Annotated in this window: 15 protein-coding genes; 7 read left to right on the plus strand and 8 right to left on the minus strand. The window is 37.2% G+C overall.

Annotation, left to right across the window (positions count from 1 at the left end):
* The first annotated feature begins 522 nt into the window (after positions 1-522).
* The gene (locus A6K76_RS03570; protein ID WP_066462192.1) at positions 523-1,815 is read left to right on the plus strand and encodes a hypothetical protein; all 1,293 of its coding nucleotides are present in this window, start codon (positions 523-525) and stop codon (positions 1,813-1,815) included.
* A gap of 311 nt (positions 1,816-2,126) precedes the next feature.
* Positions 2,127-4,163 carry a bifunctional DNA primase/helicase gene (locus tag A6K76_RS03575; protein ID WP_066462193.1) on the plus strand — a complete coding sequence of 679 codons (2,037 nt, stop codon included), beginning with the start codon at positions 2,127-2,129 and terminating at the stop codon, positions 4,161-4,163.
* Positions 4,164-5,012: 849 nt separating this feature from the next.
* On the opposite strand, the gene A6K76_RS03585 is transcribed toward A6K76_RS03575, so the two are convergent.
* From A6K76_RS03585 to A6K76_RS03595, 3 genes are all read right to left on the minus strand, one after another.
* A complete protein-coding gene (locus tag A6K76_RS03585; RefSeq protein ID WP_066462195.1) occupies positions 5,013-5,396 on the minus strand; it encodes a hypothetical protein in 384 nt (127 codons plus the stop codon).
* Positions 5,397-5,861: 465 nt separating this feature from the next.
* Entirely contained in the window at positions 5,862-6,512 is a 651-nt protein-coding gene (locus tag A6K76_RS03590; RefSeq protein WP_066462197.1) for a hypothetical protein, read from the minus strand.
* Positions 6,513-6,687: 175 nt separating this feature from the next.
* Complete coding sequence (locus tag A6K76_RS03595; protein WP_066462199.1) at positions 6,688-7,485, minus strand: inositol monophosphatase family protein; 798 nt, start codon at positions 7,483-7,485, stop codon at positions 6,688-6,690.
* Positions 7,486-7,720: 235 nt separating this feature from the next.
* Here A6K76_RS03595 and pyrF point away from each other — a divergent pair, with 235 nt between their 5' ends.
* A complete protein-coding gene (pyrF, locus tag A6K76_RS03600; RefSeq protein ID WP_066462201.1) occupies positions 7,721-8,659 on the plus strand; it encodes an orotidine-5'-phosphate decarboxylase in 939 nt (312 codons plus the stop codon).
* Positions 8,660-9,695: 1,036 nt separating this feature from the next.
* Here pyrF and A6K76_RS03610 read toward each other — a convergent pair.
* The 4 genes from A6K76_RS03610 to A6K76_RS03630 all read right to left on the minus strand — a co-directional run bounded on the left by A6K76_RS03610 (position 9,696) and on the right by A6K76_RS03630 (position 14,423).
* Positions 9,696-9,953, minus strand: a complete 258-nt coding sequence (locus A6K76_RS03610) for a Txe/YoeB family addiction module toxin (RefSeq protein ID WP_066462206.1) — start codon at positions 9,951-9,953, stop codon at positions 9,696-9,698.
* On the minus strand, positions 9,946-10,212 hold the full coding sequence (locus A6K76_RS03615; RefSeq protein ID WP_066462207.1) for a type II toxin-antitoxin system Phd/YefM family antitoxin: 267 nt from the start codon (positions 10,210-10,212) through the stop codon (positions 9,946-9,948). Before A6K76_RS03615 ends, A6K76_RS03610 begins: the two co-directional genes overlap by 8 nt.
* Before the next feature lie 508 nt (positions 10,213-10,720).
* The gene (locus tag A6K76_RS03620) at positions 10,721-11,740 is read right to left on the minus strand and encodes a replication initiation protein (protein WP_066462208.1); all 1,020 of its coding nucleotides are present in this window, start codon (positions 11,738-11,740) and stop codon (positions 10,721-10,723) included.
* A 796-nt stretch (positions 11,741-12,536) separates the two neighbouring features.
* Positions 12,537-14,423, minus strand: a complete 1,887-nt coding sequence (locus A6K76_RS03630) for an RNA polymerase sigma factor (RefSeq protein ID WP_066462210.1) — start codon at positions 14,421-14,423, stop codon at positions 12,537-12,539.
* 341 nt (positions 14,424-14,764) lie between these two features.
* On the opposite strand from A6K76_RS03630, the gene A6K76_RS03635 reads away from it, so the two are divergent.
* The 4 genes from A6K76_RS03635 to A6K76_RS03650 all read left to right on the plus strand — a co-directional run bounded on the left by A6K76_RS03635 (position 14,765) and on the right by A6K76_RS03650 (position 17,474).
* Positions 14,765-15,316, plus strand: a complete 552-nt coding sequence (locus A6K76_RS03635) for a GNAT family N-acetyltransferase (RefSeq protein ID WP_066462211.1) — start codon at positions 14,765-14,767, stop codon at positions 15,314-15,316.
* A 146-nt stretch (positions 15,317-15,462) separates the two neighbouring features.
* Positions 15,463-16,278, plus strand: a complete 816-nt coding sequence (locus tag A6K76_RS03640) for a ParA family protein (RefSeq protein ID WP_066462214.1) — start codon at positions 15,463-15,465, stop codon at positions 16,276-16,278.
* Entirely contained in the window at positions 16,271-16,696 is a 426-nt protein-coding gene (locus A6K76_RS03645) for a hypothetical protein (protein ID WP_066462216.1), read from the plus strand. Before A6K76_RS03640 ends, A6K76_RS03645 begins: the two co-directional genes overlap by 8 nt.
* Before the next feature lie 157 nt (positions 16,697-16,853).
* Positions 16,854-17,474 carry a MerR family transcriptional regulator gene (locus A6K76_RS03650; RefSeq protein WP_066462217.1) on the plus strand — a complete coding sequence of 207 codons (621 nt, stop codon included), beginning with the start codon at positions 16,854-16,856 and terminating at the stop codon, positions 17,472-17,474.
* A gap of 28 nt (positions 17,475-17,502) precedes the next feature.
* On the opposite strand, the gene A6K76_RS03655 is transcribed toward A6K76_RS03650, so the two are convergent.
* Positions 17,503-18,543, minus strand: coding sequence for a hypothetical protein (locus A6K76_RS03655; RefSeq protein ID WP_066462218.1), 1,041 nt, complete (start codon positions 18,541-18,543; stop codon positions 17,503-17,505).
* Positions 18,544-18,602: the final 59 nt, after the last annotated feature.

Below are 18,602 nucleotides of genomic sequence, written 5' to 3' on the forward strand. Positions count from 1 at the left end.
GGGGTCTTGAGGCACGAGCTGTTCCCCAAGGAGTCTCACCGCACGCTCCATGCCACTACAATGCTGCATTTATGTCAGTTTTGCTACTGAAACCAACAGATTCAGCTGTATAAAAATGGCTAATCAACAGACCTGATATTGCACTTTAATACATACTCTTCAAACACTACTTATGCATAAATATACAAAAAAATCTTCCGATAACATCGTAATCTAAAATGGCGCATCGATAACCCACTGCCCATTTTTTAATCGAAAAGTCCTAGACGAAAAAGTGGTAACGTTAAGGCGAAAAACTGGTAACATTAAAGCTTTTCCGAAATAGCGTTCCATCTTACAGCGACAAGGGATAATAGATTCCTTAAAGATATGATAAGCTTTCTAATAAGCCAAGGCGATAGCTTGACACTTCGCCTTAGCTTTTATATTTTTCAAGTACCACTCACTTGAATCAAGCATACTTGAATATCCAAAAGCAGTGGACGTAATATACACCAAAAAATGAATTAGGGAGGTCCCCAAATGAACAAGAATCCGAATCTCTCTTTATCAGCTAATGATTTTTTATCGTTGTCTCCTGAAAAACAAGCACGTTTTCTAGATTTGACAAAAGAACTAGCTAAGTCTGCTATTGAACGTATGAAAGCTGAATTGAATAAGCAGGGTATTCAATATACCGAAAATGACATCGAAGAAATTCAAAAACATTATGATAAATTATTAGAATCTATTAATACCGAATATAAGCAAGAAATTGAATACTTAAATACAAATGGTTTTGATGCAACTGTCTCTGAACTTGCACATCGTAAACAATTGACATTATCTGAGTTCAATGAATTTCTATCGGAAATGGGGAAAGCTGAATTATATGAAACGATCCGTATAGAATTATTCCCTCAGAACCGACGCTCATTATATATACAAACAGATTTTTTAGACAAAATCATGCCTCAAACTTTTTACATCCCTAACAGTAAAGTTGCAAACTCTTTAACCAATCCTGCTATAACATTCGATGTCGGAACGTTTGATGTCGAAGTAAACAAACAAAAAGACATTTCTGTTCAAGTGACGTTAAATTTCGATGACGAGAACATCGAAATTGTAGAGAAAAACGGAAAGCGATTAACAGCTTTTGACCGTAGCGTTTTAAATAGTGTATGCAGTCGTTATGAAGCTGGGAATTTAACGTTCACTCCTGATCAAATATATCGAACAATGAATGGTCTTACTGAACGAGAATTTGTTAGTAAAGAGTCTAGAGCTCGTATTATTGAAAGTATAGACAAAATGAGATTACTTGAAGTGAAAATTGATTATACAGAAGAAGCAACAAAATTATATAAACATCCTACAAGCGAGTCTTTAAGCAAATATATTATTAGCAGCTACTTGTTAGCTTTAAGTAAAGTAGAACTTACTACTTCAAATGGTGTCGTACAAGGATATAAACTTTTAGAGAAACCTATTATTTATACTTATTCACAGCATAATAATCAGATCATATCTGTACCGATCAATTTACTTAATACAAAGGATTATTTACGAACTTCACCCGAAGTAACAGTCATACGTGAATATTTAATCCGACGAATCGCCGTAATGAAAAATGATTTAAAAAAATCAAATCGTATTCTTTTTGAGAAAATTCACACGGAGTTAAATTTAACTGATATTGATAAAAAAAAGAGCAAGAAAATCCGAGATACGGTTGAAAAAATTCTAACTAAATTTAAAGATGATGGATATATATCAGAATTCACATTTTTTAAGAAAGGGAATGCTTTTGCAGGCGTATCAATAAACACTTAGAAGAACATATGTTCACGTGCAATAAGTGAGTACTTTACGTGCAATAACTGGGTACTTTACGTGCAATAAGTGAGTACCTTACGTGCAATAACTGGGTACTTTATAAAGACAAAAAAAGTGATTCTATCCTTACAGCTACAAGGGGTTCAAGATTTCAATAAAATCACTGTAAGTATTATAAGTATTATAAATACTGTAGCAAGCCAAGGCGACAGCTTGACACTTCGCCTCGGCTTTTCTATTTTACAATTACAAGACATCATCTGGCCGCGGCTGATGAGAAACGTTTAATAAGGATGAGGTGACGACATATGACGACGAATTTAAGTGAACTCAAACAACGTGTATCTTTAGTTGATTATGTAGAGAGTCAAGGTTATTCATTAAGCGCGTTACGTGGGAGTGGACATAAAGCATATCGAGGCGTTCTAGGAGCATGTCCTGCTTGTGGACACAAAGGGCATTTATTTATTTATCCGAATACGAATTCTTTTTTCAGCTACAGCAACTGCGTGAAAAGTGGCAGCATCATTGATTGGTTCATGCAAATAGAAAAGCTTAGCTTAAAAGAGTCTGTTCAAAAGCTATATGCGTTAGCTGGTGAAGTTCCACCTGTCATGAATAATCAAGAAGCAATTGTTGCACAACCGCTTGATACAGAAAACTTAACGTCTTATGTTCTACGTGCACATGAAGCCACATTGAACGATCCAGAGCTAGCTGAAGCATTGCGAACATTTTGCGCAGAGCGACTTTTAACTGCGCCACAAGTATTTGAACATAAACTTGCTGTTATTCATTGGACAAGTAAAAAAACAGGAGAACAATATAAACGCGTCATTTTACCTGTCTGGAAGGGCGGTAGCGTCGTTTGGTACACAAGAAGGGCTATTGATGCCCCCGAAGGAGAAACACGTTTTATGGACGTCTCAGGGGTGTCTAAAAGCGAGGCGATTTTTAATATCGATTATTTAGACGAAATACATCGTGAGCCTATTTTGTTAACAGAAAGCATAATTGATGCATTGAACCTTGAAGAACTTGGCTATAAAGCGATTGCGATTAACAGTACAGGCAACTTAGACAACTTCATGAAAAAATTCAAAGCATCAAAAGCAAGTCAAACGGTGTTAATTGGTGCGTTTGATAGCGACCAAGCAGGGCAAGCATGTGCCGCAAAGCTCTTATCATACGGCTATATCTCGCTGAAAAAGCCTTGTTTAAAGGTGAAACAAACGAAACAAGGATTGTTAGAAGACGCAACAGATATTAACGACTGGTATGTACATAGCCTTGAAAACGCTCAGAATGCTCCTGATGATGATTTAGATGATTTGAGTATAAAAGTATCCATCGATAAACAAATCGCTCTTAGAGGGCGTGTAGACAACGTAGAAAGCTATTTAGAGTTTGATATGTTAAGTGACTTAGCAAAAATCAGTGCTTATCAAGATAAACAAATTGGTTTTCCAAAGCTAGATGCCAAAATGAATGGGTTACAAGTTGGGCTGTATGTAGTTGGTGGTGTTTCTTCTGTTGGTAAGACAACATTTGTGCATCAGTTGGCCGATCAATTAGCAGAACAAGGGAATCATGTGCTTTATTTTTCACTGGAACAATCAAAGCTTGAAATGGTGACAAAATCCATTGCTAGAACGTCAGCGAAACTAGATTTAAAACAAGCAATTAGCAGCATTGCGATTCGTAAAGGTGCAAACAATAGCATGCTTCAGCAAGCCATCGAAACGTATAAAACATATGCTAGCAATATTAGCGTGATTGAAGGCAATTTCGAAACGAATGTGCTGACGATACAAGCATACATTCAGCAATATATCGAACTGAATAACGTACGCCCCATTGTCATGATTGATTACTTACAAATCATGCCGCCAATCGAAAAAGGGATGAGTGATAAAGCAGCTGTTGATGTAAATGTCCGAGAACTAAAACGCATGAGTCATCAAGAAGGCGTGCCGATCTTTGTCATTAGCTCGTTTAATCGTGCTAATTATTTAGCGCCTGTTAGCTTTGAAGCATTTAAAGAAAGTGGTGGCATTGAATATACCGCCGATGTTGTGTGGGGACTTCAACTAGGAGTTATTAGTACAGAGGAGTTCTTAAAGCTCGACAAGCAATCGGAAAAAATCATCATGGTGAACAAGTCAAAAGCAGCAGAAATACGCGACATTGAACTTGTCTGTTTGAAAAACCGTAATGGCTCGCTGTTTACCCAAAAGTTTTCCTACCATGCGAAATATGATTACTATCAGGAAAATGAAGGGTTGGGCGACTTTACAACAGCGCAGCGCAATGAAAAAGGTGAACGTGTAAAAGTAAGATTATAATGTTGCAGTTAGTACATGTTCATGGCAAATTGTCTTGCATTCATTTTCACGCTTTTTCGTCATTTACGATAAATAAAAGCAGCTGAGACTATGAATGTCCCAGCTACTTTTAGCAGTTTCTCAAATGTACCATTTGAATAGAAAATCGATTGGTTTATGATCGTTTAAATACGTGATTTAATTCTTTCATAGAAATCTGAAGGAATATATCGGTGTCCAAACCCCAATACATTTAAAGAGGTATCTATTTTCTTATAAACGGCTCTTGAGACTCCCACGGCTAAAGCCGCAAGCCCTTCATCTTGCGATGTACGGGTGGGATTCTTGAGTGATTTACCGTTCGCAATTCATTTCTGCTTTGAACAATCCTCAAGATTAGGGTATCTCATTGCCCCTCCCTATCCAGTGCATCTAGCAGATAGGGCTACACTACTGTTACCATAGTGTACAGCTTTTGGTTCGTCATATGTTTTAACGTCTTTTGCTTGACGACACATATTGTTTTACCGATAGCATGAATTTGGCTATCGAACCTCATACAATATCTAGTTATCAATGAACGAGAATGTTTTAGAGACTTTTACTTGTCTATAGAACAAGTGTACCATGTTTTCAGTCAATTGAGCTAGCAAAAGCTACCCCTTGACTGACTTGGCTTTCATCCCATAGCTAAAGCAATGGGCTTTCTCGCTCGGAAAATCTGTAACGAGAGAAAAATCTTCATCATTATCGAAAATATAAGATAAAGCATACACATCTAAAGCTAAAAAGCGTGGAATAATATTTATGTCAGTGTTAAGTATTTCTTTCGTAAACGTAGTGATTAAATGGTTGCTTACGGCCATATAGCTAGTCCACTCGCCCGTCTAATAATTGTTGTAGATACATCATGGTTTCATCTTCTGCTTCAAGGCTATTTTTGAATTCATGTGAATAATGTAATCGTTCCGCATACAGCGCATTGATTTTCAATTTTTCGATTTCATTTTTTTGAGATTTAACAACTTGAATTAACTCCATGATTAACTTGGGATCGTTCAACATCGCTACCGTATCAGAACCTGAAATCACTTCAACCATACGATGCTCGGAAACCAATGGTAACCACTCTTTAGAATGGCGTAAATTTGAAAGAGTTACTCTATTAGTATTGGGTAGCTTTCTTTCTAATTCTTGAATAGGAAAATCTAAAGATACAGTCATTTCTTTTACCCTTCTTTCGCTGCTTTTCATAGTACTAGCCCCCATCATAATATCAATTGTATTTTTATTGTACAAAAAATGTCTTTTTATATCCTTAGTTAGCTATACACAAATAGCAAACTCTTTAAACATGTTGAAATCGATGCCTAAAAAAGAACGCCTCGAGTGCCATTTATATGGGATAGGGTCAGAAAAATACGAACTTACAACGTTAAGGATATACACGATTCTATGCAGTATCGTTGCAAACGCAGCCCTCACCAAAACATGCTCAGCCTGTTGCTGGCTCTGATTTTAGAGGAATATGTATAAAATCTGGTATAAAGAATGTTCCATACAAAAAGCCCGAAACGCTGTTAATTTAACGTTTCGGACTTTTAGATATGTGCCCAAACTTTTCTTTGGGAACGTTTATTAGATTCTTTTTGTATATTTATAATTACAGTAAAATCCTTTAATATGCGGGTCTTTTTGGTGTGATAAGTTATTGAAGTTTTACTTGTTATTAATTGTAATTTGAGTAGCTTCTAGTCCTAATCGCTTTTTTAGTTCTTCGGATACAGCAAATGAAATAGTTGAACCCTTTTCTACATCTACAAATTTATGATGTATAGCAGTAACAACTGTGCCATCCGTTACATAGGTTTCAGAAGGATTTGAAGTCATTTTTAAATGGTCTATATAATTCCCACTTATTTGCCCTTGCATATAAATTTCAGTTGGTAAAATAGGGTAGGCTGATTGACTTTCTACCAAAGAAATTTCAATCGTGTTTTCTTGTATTTCAACTATTCCATTCGTCGGGACAGGAACTCCGTTAATTTCTAATTTATAATCCCATAACTGTATTGCTAAATCTTTTAATTGGGTGTCACTATAATCTTTAATAAGGCCATTAATCAATTTTTTATAATACTCAGCTTCTTCATTTTTGTAATTGAGGTCCGTTTCCATACTATTCAAAGCAGATTGTAATTCCTCATTTTGTAATTCTAATTTGTTAATCTGAAGAGTTGTATCTTCTGAAAGTTGAGCTGAAGCGTTCACTTTCTCTATCTTGTCACTATTTGTAGCGTTATCCTCACTGTTATTTGAGCAAGCAACGAGAATGAACATAAGACTGAAACATACTATGATTCTTTTCAATTACCCCACACCTCATAACTTTTTTGATAATTTTAACAATTAAACCGCATCATAGCAAATATAATTCCTAAAGCATAGCTTGGAGACGTATCGTACACACGCAGTTTAAAACACCCCTATTCAATTGGAATAAGGGGTTTTAGTTACCAAAGTGGCATTTGGGAACATTCTAATCTTATTTTAATCCTTCATTCACCATTTCTAAAAAATACTCTTTATGATCTGGATGGCATGCAACAAGATAAGGCTCATCATTCATACCTGTAAAGTCGTTTCCTTCAAAGTCAACTACAATTCCTCCAGCCTCTTTTACCATAAGTATGCCGGAATACAGGTCATCTCCTTCAGAGTTATAAAGGATAATGGCATCAATAGCGCCTTTACTCAGCATGCACCATTGTAACGTTGGCGCCCAAAGCCTCATCATTCTTTTACAATTTACATCGATATAACGCCGTAATTTTACCGCTTTTTCATCATTTTGAATGCTGTGTCCCTGTATCCATGCAATCGTAGATTTTTCGGGAGTAGCCTTCTTATTCATAGTTAATTGAACATCATTACAGAATGAACCTTCATTTACACTAGATATAAATAATCGGTTTACCATAGGTTCATATATAGCACCAAGAACTGGCTCACGTTTATATAAAAGTGTTAAAGACGAAGAAAAGACGGGTAACCCAATCGCAAAGTTATTCGTACCATCTAAAGGATCTACTTGCCATAACCAGTCACTTTGTTTACCGTTATCGCCGGCTTCTTCACTATGTATTTGATGGTCAGGGAAAATATTCGTTAATTCCGTTAATATTAACTGTTCGGCTAAAGTATCAACTTCCGTAATTAAATCTCCATAGTCATCTTTCTCTTCTAAACGAGTAAATTGATCAAATCGCTCTTTCGCTATAGCTCCCGCCTCAATTACTAGCTTGGTTGCTACTGTTTTAGCTTTATGTAATATTTCTTCCATATGAATCTCCTCTAATCGTTCGCCAAAATTTTAATATGTTATCATGTACAAATTTCTTTTGATTCACTCTTTTACAAAAGTTAATCATTCTCTTCCAAATGGACGATTGAAGTGAAGGTGCTACTATTTTTAGATGATATAAATAAATCCTCTACCTTATCAGTATTTAAAATACAGAAATTTCTTTATTTTTATTATATACTAAAATAGTAAAAAATTGAAAAGAGGTATAGGGATGAATTTTGCAGATAGAATATGTGCTGAAATTAAGAAAAAACAATCGCACGCTGTGATTGGCTTGGATCCAGTCATTGAACGATTACCAGCTTTTATATTAGATGAAGCTGAACAAAATTATGGTAAAAATGATGAAGGTGCAGCAGCAGCATTTATTGCCTTTAATCGTTTTATTATCGATACGGTTGCACCGTACGTGGCAATTGTTAAACCACAGCTTGCTTATTATGAAGTATACGGTGCTGCAGGAATCGATGCATATTGGCAAACAGTAAATTATGCACAGCAAAAAGGATTAATCGTGATTGCAGATGCAAAGCGAGGCGATATTGATTCTACTGCGAGTGCCTATGCGCGTTCGTTTTTTGGAGATGCTTCAAATGAATGGCAAACGCCTAAAAAAGTCGATTCGTTAACGATTAATCCTTATTTGGGAGCAGATAGTTTAGAGCCTTTTGTTGAACAAGCCATCGCGAAACAAACGGGCTTATTTATTTTAGTTAAAACAAGTAACCCATCATCTGGTGATTTACAGGATGTTGTGACAGCAAATGGAACGATTGCAGAGCAAGTGGCACAACTCGTACATAACTATGCAATGCGCGATATCGGCACAAGTGGCTATTCTTCTATTGGCGCTGTAGTAGGCGCAACATACCCAGAGGAACAGCGCTTATTTAGAGAAGCAATGCCGGTCTCTTTATTTTTAGTCCCTGGTTACGGAACGCAAGGTGGTACAGGTAAAGATATTACAAACGCCTTTAATTCAGATGGCTTCGGCGCGTTAATTAGTGCATCTAGAAGTATTATTTTTGCTTACGAAAAAAATAAAGTACAAACAGGTGAAGAAGTACAATTAGCAATCAAAAATGCGGTAAAAGCTATGAATGCAGATATCAACACCGCCTTAAAAGATGTAAATAAATTATACTGGTAATTTAACAATTTTTATTGAGTGAAAACAACTAAGACAAGCGTAGTCTTAGTTGTTTTTAATGTCCCCAAAGAGTCATTTGGGAATCTTTTTTGTATGGAATTGCATAGGTGGAATACTACGCTATGGACTTTTTATAAATGGCAATGCAGCCGAAATATGCTAAGACACTTAAAGTAAGCGTAATCGTGAGCCAATAAATATTTCCCCCAAAAAATAAAATATCCTTTAGGAGAAAGCATATAACGATGGAGCACAATGCGCCTAGAATGACCTTTATTGTAGAGGATATCTTTAGATTTACTAAAAGAAATCTATAAATAATAAAGCTAGAGATGCTACTGACTAACATACCAATAACAGCTAAATAAAATAATGAGATATACATTAGAACGCTCCCTAATTCATTTTTTATATTCCTTGATTAAATATATCATGTGACAAGGAAATAAAGATTTCCAAAGCGCTGTTTGGGAATCTTTTTTAATGCAGAAATACACGTTCACACGTTTGAAAAAAATTGTGTTATCTATTTTTTTGCTGACATGTTTTTCTGGTCACAGCATTTTATTTTTGTCGAAATATAGATGGAAAAATGGAATAGCAGCGATTGTTTTTTCTCCATATCGTAAAAAAAGATAGGGCTCATTTTGAGCCCTTTTGCGATTTTTGTAGGGCTCGTTTTGAGCCCTTTTTGAAAAATCACGCTACCAGCGAAACACCAGGCTTTGCCTGGTCTTGCCACGAATGTGCAAGCACGTTTCCCTTATGCTCTTTCTCACTAAAACGGGCAGATCGTGAAAAGAAGCCGAAAAACGTTTAGTAGAAAAAATCAATTCGTTTTTCAACGATACGCGCACAAATAATGTATGATTTTTGCACGCAGATTTGTTAAACACATTTATTTTTCTAACAACGTGCGCTTCATTTTGGAATCTATTTGTTTCTCATGCATCATCATTTGCATGTGTCCAACGTGAAAAATTAGAAAGAAAAGCAGCTGCGCGATTTATGCGTAGCTGCTTAAATATTGATTGATTTAGTAGTGATCTTTCACCGAATAAATATAAATCGTATTGTTCTCTACACGATAAATTAATCGATGTTCATCCGTTATTCGACGCGACCATTTGCCCGACAACTCATACTTTAACGGTTCAGGCTTGCCAATTCCTTCGAATGGATTACGGTCAATGTCTTTAATTAAGCGATTAATTTTTTTGATTGTACTTTTATCTCCTTGATCATGCCAATACATATAATCTGACCAAGCATCATCTGACCAGGTTTTAATCATCTTCGACCTCGATTAATTCACGTACTGTCCCTTGTCCAGACTGAAATTGTTCATCGCCGCGACGAATTTTGTCCATTACATAGTTATTCGATAATGTACGTAACGTTTCTTGCATGGCATCATAGTCACGTTTTGACATGACAACCACCGTATCTTCCACATTTTTCGTTGTCACAATGAATGTATCCGAGTCTTCGTTGATTTGTCGCATATAGCCACGTAAATTTTGGCGGAAATTAGAATACGCAATCGCTTCCATCGAAAGCACCTCCTAGTTGTACGATATATTGTACAACTAATTATAATTCATTTTGATGTATTTGACAAACGTCACGTTGACGGAGATTGGGTGTCCTTGTAGGTGTTTCAGTATACATACGGGAAAGGGCATTTTCGCGCCTATTCTCCTGTTCTTGTTGAGAATGCGAAAAAGATTTGTCAGATGCGCGTGAGAACGCTAGTATGGAAAGTAATTAAAAACCGAGCGTAAAAAAAGCTACCTATCGACGCCATTAAAGGGGACGGGAATCCCCAATAGTAGCTCCAGGTAGCTTCATAAACGACTGGAAAAGTTGTCTTCGTTTGCTTTTTTTGCGCCTAAAGGAGAGAACGTTATGGCCTTTTCTAATGTTTACAAAATTAAAGGCGATGTATACTTTAAATCGTGTAAAGATAACCTCAAAAAGATATACATAGGTATAGGAAGTTATTGCATTTAAACGTGAGCTATATAGGTATTTGAAAGGGCTGCTCCGTAAACCGTCAAGTTAATCTCTTTCCTCTAACCAATTGTAAAATGGCACATAGTTAGGGTCATCTAGCACTTTTTTTAATTTGCGAGCAGACTCTAACTGATTTTCTAGTATTCTTACATACAATATCAAATCTTTACGAGCATTTTTAGCTTCCGTTGCTGTCAATGTATCTGTAATTTTTTTTCGATAATCTAAGATGCGTTTAATATTTTTTATCATAGAAAGTTCTTCCTTTTCTAAACCTTCCACGACGTCTAAGTAGTTGAACATGTCATTTTCAATCGTATCAATAATGCTATACAATTCATCAACTTGGCTCTTACTTGCTAATATAGTTGATTGGCTAGGTACAGACCAATGTAAATCAAATGCAGCTATAGCACGTCCGTTTTTCTTTTCCTTATACCATACTTCCAGCTCTGTATATTTATTTAATTCATCAATGGCAACGTCGAGTACCTTTTTTTTAAAATCTGCTGTATTCGTCGCATAAGATTTTTTAGACTCCACCCCAAATAATTTCATCATTTCTTGTTTTGTCATTTGCTTATGCCAGTAGCCGTAATGAGCTTTCAAATATTCGTATAGCAACCATGAAAATGCACTTTTAAATTGTGCCGTAATAGATAGGTCGGTTGTAATATATTTTTCCTTCAATTCTAAAATGTGTGGAAGTATAAAGGTCGTCCATTCAAACTGAAATAGCCCTGAATCGTATTTAATGAATTGAAACACATTGTAGTATTCAAAAACATCATTTTGTAAGGATTCAATACTAAATTTTAAATTCAAAATGGCTTTTGTATCCTGCTTAGCATCTTCTGTTTTATAACGATGTAAACCAAACTTTTGCTCAAAGTCTGATTTGTGAAATTTAGTTTGACCATTTCTCTGAGTTGAAAATATCGCAAACGAGAACAATTGTAGTTGGTTTAATGATAATCCTTGGCTCAACTTTGCCATTGACAATTGATTACTTTTCTTAATGCTATTTTCAAAGTTAATCGTGTGTAATTTATTATTTTTCCGCATTTTGAACACCCCTCTATTACGACTTATAATAACATCAAGTCGCAATAAAAGGGAGGTAATTGTCGTAGAAAAAGGAGGTAAAAGTCGCAATAAAGGGAGCGAAAAGTCGTAATAAAATCGTAGAACCTTTACGGCTTAAGGTTTTGAGGCGTTTGTAAAGGTAATTAATATTTAAAAGAGATTATACATAATATATATAAATGCTGTTACAGCAATCTAGTTACTTACAATAGTTCATAAATAATACGTTGATGATTAACGTAGAGGACCTAAAAAAGTTGAAGAAGAAAACACTAAAAACGAAATGGAACGTGCAGTACTTATACAATGCGTTTACATTGGCTGTAGCTAGAGCGAATGATCTCAAGAAACTTTGCCAGCTACGAAATTATGATATCGTTGGCTATTGAAATGATTTCGTGCATGTGTATGCGTATGTCATGTTTCTAATTCACAACAATTATCATGTCGCACGTGGACTGATTTATGATTTCAATGATGCACTGCAAACGCCATTATCAAAGTCGGAAGTGGAAGCGATTATGAAATCGACGTTTAAAGCATATGAAGGACATCGTGAGAACATTTCAAAGGGATACAACTACAAAAATGAAACCTTGATCGACTTATTAGCAATTACAGAAGAAGTCTTACTCACGTCTCATTCGAAAAAAGCGCAACAAAAAATGCAGAGAAAATATCCTCTGCATTTGGTCGTCTCCTCGACTACCTTTATTATACAATAAATACCAAATAAAAAGAAAGAATTACGTTTCGTGTACCGAAGAAACAATGTTTACAATAATGTTAGTTTGCACGCTACAACAACTCCTGTTTGTGCATCGATGCCGAGAACTGGCTCACTGTTTGCTGTTTCGAAGCTGTAAATTAAACGCAAGCCGGGCTTTTCGCCATATACCTTTTTCCATTGTAGCTTCGGAAAAATGCCTTCAGCCGGCAGCAACGCTTCAACTGGGCGAATCGATGGTGGTGAAAAAGCTGCTAACTCCTCAAACGACATATCGGGTGTCATGACCAGTAACAATGAGCCATCCTTTTTACTGACACCGATGTGGAAATATTCATTGCTAATCGTATAACCGTCTTTTTGCAAAGAGAAGATGAAATATGCTTTTCCTTCCTCCTCATGCTTCTCAGACGTTACTGAGACGAATAAATAGGGCATGAATTCATGAAAGTATGTCGCAACAAACTGCGCTGCAATACATAGGCAATCTTCTTCTGTTAGTACGACCTCTCCTTGTTGTTCGACAAATGCCATGAAGCTAATAATGCGCTTGTTTTCTGGCTGTAGTACCGCCCATAAATGGTCTTTATGGCTGCTTTTCACATAGTCCGCAAACGTTTCATTGATCGATGGCTCGAACGCTTTTGGGCGCCAGCTAATTTTGTCTGTACTGTCGTCCGTACGTTCCCAGCTATCGTCAATCTTTAACATGCCTTCAATGGTCGTTTGTGGCTCTAACAGCTCAACATGAGGAAATGGCTCGTCGTTATACTCAGGTCTTGGGATTTCATCGATCGCTTCGCCCGTCATCGCATCGAACGCTTCTACTGCTAGCATGGCACTTTTATACATCACTTGAATGCCTTGTCCATCGATTAAGTTTTCCGTACGCAATGACCACTCACTGCGATACAATCTTTCGAGCAATTTCTCTGGTGGATACAGCTCTTTTGGAATTTGTGCTGGCTCGGTAATGTAGCCTCTATACGTAAATGAAATTACTTCGCCACAATGCGTTACTTCAATACGGCAATAATAAGCTTCTAATCGCAGCCCATGAACTTGTTGCTCAAATCTAAAAATTGTGTTCGAACCTTGATCGCGCTCTGTTACGTGCTCATAATGCATTAGTGCGTCTGGGTACTGCGCATGCAAAAAGTTTTTCGCAATGATGCGCTTTTCCTCTAATGAAATCGGCTCGCCTTCCTTCGTTGGCAACTTTAAAAAATCCGTTAAACGCCCTTCTGAGTTCATGTGCAAATATACCGGTTCTTCTTCCGCTTTGCCTTGCCACATAAACGACGATACGCCGCCTTCTACATAACTGTTTAACGCCAATTCATAATGCGCTGGTACATCCGCATATTTTTGTGCCATCGCAAACATCTCTTGTTTTAACATATGCTTCACTTCCTTCATTCCTATTTCTTTTTCGTTTAGACGCTCTAGCACGCCACGCAATTCTTTTCTTCCTCGGTGCAAGTACATTTTCACAGTATTGACTGGCTTGCCCATAATGTGCGCAATTTCCATCACTTTGAAATCGTAAAAGTAATGCAACATAATCGCGAGCTGATACGGTCGCTTTAGCTCACGAATCGCTGTCGTTACATCTGTTTCGATGCGCGGCTCCTTATTATCCAGCTGCATCGCAAGTGCTTCATGCAATTGTCCAAGTCGCTCTTGTTTCTTCAAAATGCGATAGCTTTCGCGCACTAAAATTTTATACAGCCACGTCCAAAAATACTTCAACTCCTGTAACTGGTGCAGCGCTTTAAACGCCTGTAGAAACGTTTGCTGCACAACGTCCTCGACATCTGCTCGATCGTTCACATATCGATACGCTGCCTTTTTTAACCGTTCTTCGTAATGCTCTACTAAATAAGCAAATGCCTCTTCATCGCCAGCACGTGCTTTTTGTATATATTGTTCCAAAATTTCCGCCTCCTACTACGTTAGAGCATCGAATTAAACAAAAGGTTTCAACGCCGCATACTTTTTTTCACGTGAAACAAAAAATGCTATTTTTATACGATCAACCATCTACAGAATGGCTGAGGGGAACGCTACTACCCAAGAGTTTTCGCTTTTTAAATGTACTTTCAAAAACACCAAAAGTATAGTTCGCTCAAAAAGTATAAGAAAGTATAAAGAAATATAGTTTTGTATAACAAAATATAAAATTGTATAAGAATTTCCGTCCGATCATCACATCTACACGAAGCAGCTCCTGTCACTGTGATATGATATGAAAAACAGAAAAAGGGGTGTAAGCAATGCTCGTACATACAATTGATGAGGACGTATCGTTACGTTTATTTACGAAGGACGATGCACAAGAGTTTTTCCAATTAACGATCGATTCAAAAGCTTATTTAAAGGAGTGGCTCGGCTGGCTCGATTATACGAACACGGTTGACGATACCGCAAAGCATATTCAAGCAAGATGCGAGGAGATTGCAGCAAACGGTGGCTACCCACAATCGTTTGCCATTATATACAAAGGTCGCATCGCCGGCACAATTGGCTTTAATACAATGAACAACGCAAGCAAAATTGGCGTCATCGGCTATTGGTTAGGCGAAAGCTTTCAGCAAAAAGGCATTATGTCTAAAGCGTTAAAAGCGGTAATTCATTATGGTTTCCATGACTTGAAGCTTAATCGCATCGAGCTGCACGTCGCAACCGAAAATTACAAAAGCCGAGCGCTCCCTGAAAAGTTCGGTTTCAAAGAAGAAGGACACATTCGACAAGCGGAGTGGCTGTACGATCATTACGTCGATCATGTTGTGTACGGGCTGCTTGCTGAGGAATGGACGTCCATTTAAATATACGATGCTGGAACTCTGTAGACATTGTTGTTTACAGAGTTTTTTTATAGGCTACCTCCAAAAAGTATAAAAAAATATAAAAGTGTATAAGAAAATATGATAAAGTATAATAAAGTATAAATTTGTATAGAGGAGTGGATAGTTTGGTTCATGTCATTGTAGTTGCAAATGAAAAAGGGGGCATCGGTAAAACGACGATCGCCTGCAAGCTAGCATCTTTACTTTCAACGGATTCACATGAAAAAGTGGAAGCGAAATACAAACGTACAGCGGAAAAAGTGTTATTAGTTGATACCGATTTACAAGGCAATGCGACGTTTTTTACAACGCGTCAATTACGCTCACAATTCGAAGGGCGTAGCTTAATTGAAGCGATTGCAGAAGAAGACGCAACGGACTACATTATCGAGCTGACCGAGCATTTACACGTACTACCATCTAGCTCTAAAGTGGCGATGTTTGATGCGGAGTTTACGAAGCTGCGCCATCAATTAGAAGAGCCTGCAAAATGGTTGCAGCGCACATTAGCACCTGTAGCACACAACTACGATTGGATTGTCATTGATACGTCACCATCTTTAACCGAACTTCAACTTCAAACGTTCAATGTTTCATTCGGCGGTTATACAAACGTGTTAATTCCGATGCAAACGGAGCGATTTGGCTTCCATAGTGTGCAGCAATTTTCAGATACGTTGACGCCAGTGGAGCAGCACACGAATCCAAACTTAGCTGTCCTCGGTGTCGTACCAGTACTAACAGATGGAACACTCGTTGATAAAAACATTATGGCAGAAGCGAAGGAGCAATTTGGCGACTTGCTATTTAAAACCGTTATTAAACGTCGTGCAGGTGTGAAAAAAATGGTAGATACCGGATTTAGCGAACACTATGCAAAAGAGCGCGAAGCATTACAAGATTTTTACGACTTACTTCTAGAGGTGAAACAACATGTCTGACTCAATTAGTTCATTAAAAAATTTAAAGAAGAAAAAACCACTTTTTAATGTAGGTGAAGGAACTGCTGCTGAAGCGATGACGAAAAAGAATACGGTTTCTGCCAATCGTCACGAAAAAAAACGCTTATCTGTGCACCTTTCGATTTCATTAGAAAAAGAATTCAAAACATTATCGAAACGGTTAGGAATTTCTGTTGCAGATTTATTAAACGCCGAGCTAAAACAATTTTTGAACGAGCCAGATGACCGAAGCTTATTCAATCATTATGTAGAAGATGAATTTGCCAATCGCGGTTACAATTTAGATGCGACTGTAAAGCAGCAACTCGACGATTATTGCGCCACACATAACCGATCAAAGCGATTTGTCGTCGAAGCCATTTTAAGTGATTTCGTGAAAAAGTATAAAGATATATAATGAAATATAAATATGTATAATAATATATAAAGAAGTATAAGAAGACGTGCATGAAACTAGCGCGTCTTTTTTATAGTTATTCGTCTATTTTTTCTTGCACCTAAAGTAACTTGAGGTTTTATACTCAACCTATACTTTCGCAAAGGAGTTTTGAAACATGAACGAACAACAGACATTTACAATTGGCGCATTTTCAAAAAAGACAGGCATTGCCGTGCATACACTACATTACTATGATGAGCTCGGCTTATTGCAGCCAGCAAAGCACCCGACATCAGGGCATCGCATCTATACAGTAGCAGATGCGATTTTACTACAAAAGATTTTGAGCTTGAAGTTTTTAGGCTATCGTTTAGAAGACATAAAAGCGTTGTTACACGAAACACACTTCACCGCTAATTTAAACGAAAGCTTAGCGTTACATTTAGATGCATTGCAGCAAGAACAACAACGTATTTCACAATCAATTGAATCGATTCAGCGCGTCATGGCACTTGTCGATCAACAAAAGACGATTGATAGTGAGCTGCTATTTAGCCTCGTCCATAGTATGCGAACGGCGCATGTGCATGAAGAATGGATGGCGCAGCACAAATTGTATGACGTAGCAACTGCACTTGAGCAAAAAAGCGATGCACAAAAACAGGCGCTCGACGAAAGCTTCATTGATGTGACGAAGCAAGTAAAAGCGTTATATGGTCAGCCAGTGTCACATCGAGCCCTTTTCTACCACCAAAGACGATGGTATAGGGTGAATTGCTATACACATTTTGTGTAATGTCAAAATCCATTGAAAACGCTATCCATCATTCTGCTTCGAGCCAATTATATGACGCCAACTCAGGATAAAGCGACGCTCCGGACATGGTCATGTTGTAGTTGGCAAACGCTCGGCCATGTTTGTAGTCGTGGTGGTCTACCATGTTTCGAATGGAGCTGTAAACATAGCCTTTGATTTTGCCATATGGAACGTTTAAGTAGCGTTCGTTTGTTAATGTTTCTGATACAAATTGTGAAATGAGATTGAGCCATTGTTTTTTGTTCCAACGTCCAATGGCAAATTCATTATAGTATTCATTTGCTGCATTTGTGAATAACTTTAGTGCTTCGTTTGGATCTGTGATGATTTGTTTTGCTTTTATTTTTTGCTCGATTTGTTCTTTCACTTCTTCTGCGCTAATGATTGGATTTTCATTTTTTTGCTTTTTAGGAACTGAATGTACTTTATTATTAGCCGGCGCTTGATAATTATCAATTGTTAATATATTTGATAATAAATCTTTTTCTTTTTTTGTTTGTACTTCATTTGTTGTTATTTCTTTTGTAGATGCACGATTTGTACTGTTCAATGTGTACTGTTCATTTTGTACAGTACAGGATGGGCTTGGTTTTTCCGTGCTTTTAGCTGTTTGTGGTACTTCGCTCTCTTCTTTTGGCGCAACATGTAATTGGAAATTTGTTTGGAATGGTGAGCCATCGATTGCCATTGGTTTATGGAATTCGCTTCCGTTTAATTGCAAGTTGTGTATTGTTTGTTCTTCGAATAATTTAAATTCTTCTTCTGTAAATGGAACGTCTGACACTTGGTACATGTAAGTTTTCTTTTTCTCGTACCAGCCAACAATGCCAATTACGTATTTTTTTTCGACAAGTTTTTTCCACGCAGCGTCAACTGTGCGACGGGTAAATTTTTTGTGTAAGTATGTTTTGTGTAGCTCCCAGTTGCTTGGAAGAGACATGATGTATGATAATAAGCCGATTGCTGATAAGTCTTGTAAGCCTTCTTGTAGTGCGTGATTGTCGATTTGTGCATATGCGCTTGTTTTTTTACGTTTTACGATTGTCATAATTTTTTCCTCCTGGGGAACGCAAAAACGCCTACATCGTAAATTAATGCGATGCAAGC

This window comes from Caryophanon latum, from assembly GCF_001700325.1.
GTDB lineage: Bacteria > Bacillota > Bacilli > Bacillales_A > Planococcaceae > Caryophanon > Caryophanon latum.

Excerpts from the sequence above, each read along its gene's own strand:
- A6K76_RS03570 (WP_066462192.1), top strand. The coding sequence starts at position 523 with ATGAACAAGAATCCGAATCTCTCTTTATCAGCTAATGATTTTTTATCG.
- A6K76_RS03575 (WP_066462193.1), top strand. The coding sequence starts at position 2,127 with ATGACGACGAATTTAAGTGAACTCAAACAACGTGTATCTTTAGTTGAT.
- A6K76_RS03585 (WP_066462195.1), bottom strand. The coding sequence starts at position 5,396 with ATGAAAAGCAGCGAAAGAAGGGTAAAAGAAATGACTGTATCTTTAGAT.
- A6K76_RS03595 (WP_066462199.1), bottom strand. The coding sequence starts at position 7,485 with ATGGAAGAAATATTACATAAAGCTAAAACAGTAGCAACCAAGCTAGTA.
- pyrF (WP_066462201.1), top strand. The coding sequence starts at position 7,721 with ATGAATTTTGCAGATAGAATATGTGCTGAAATTAAGAAAAAACAATCG.
- A6K76_RS03610 (WP_066462206.1), bottom strand. The coding sequence starts at position 9,953 with ATGATTAAAACCTGGTCAGATGATGCTTGGTCAGATTATATGTATTGG.
- A6K76_RS03615 (WP_066462207.1), bottom strand. The coding sequence starts at position 10,212 with ATGGAAGCGATTGCGTATTCTAATTTCCGCCAAAATTTACGTGGCTAT.
- A6K76_RS03620 (WP_066462208.1), bottom strand. The coding sequence starts at position 11,740 with ATGCGGAAAAATAATAAATTACACACGATTAACTTTGAAAATAGCATT.
- A6K76_RS03635 (WP_066462211.1), top strand. The coding sequence starts at position 14,765 with ATGCTCGTACATACAATTGATGAGGACGTATCGTTACGTTTATTTACG.
- A6K76_RS03645 (WP_066462216.1), top strand. The coding sequence starts at position 16,271 with ATGTCTGACTCAATTAGTTCATTAAAAAATTTAAAGAAGAAAAAACCA.
- A6K76_RS03650 (WP_066462217.1), top strand. The coding sequence starts at position 16,854 with ATGAACGAACAACAGACATTTACAATTGGCGCATTTTCAAAAAAGACA.
- A6K76_RS03655 (WP_066462218.1), bottom strand. The coding sequence starts at position 18,543 with ATGACAATCGTAAAACGTAAAAAAACAAGCGCATATGCACAAATCGAC.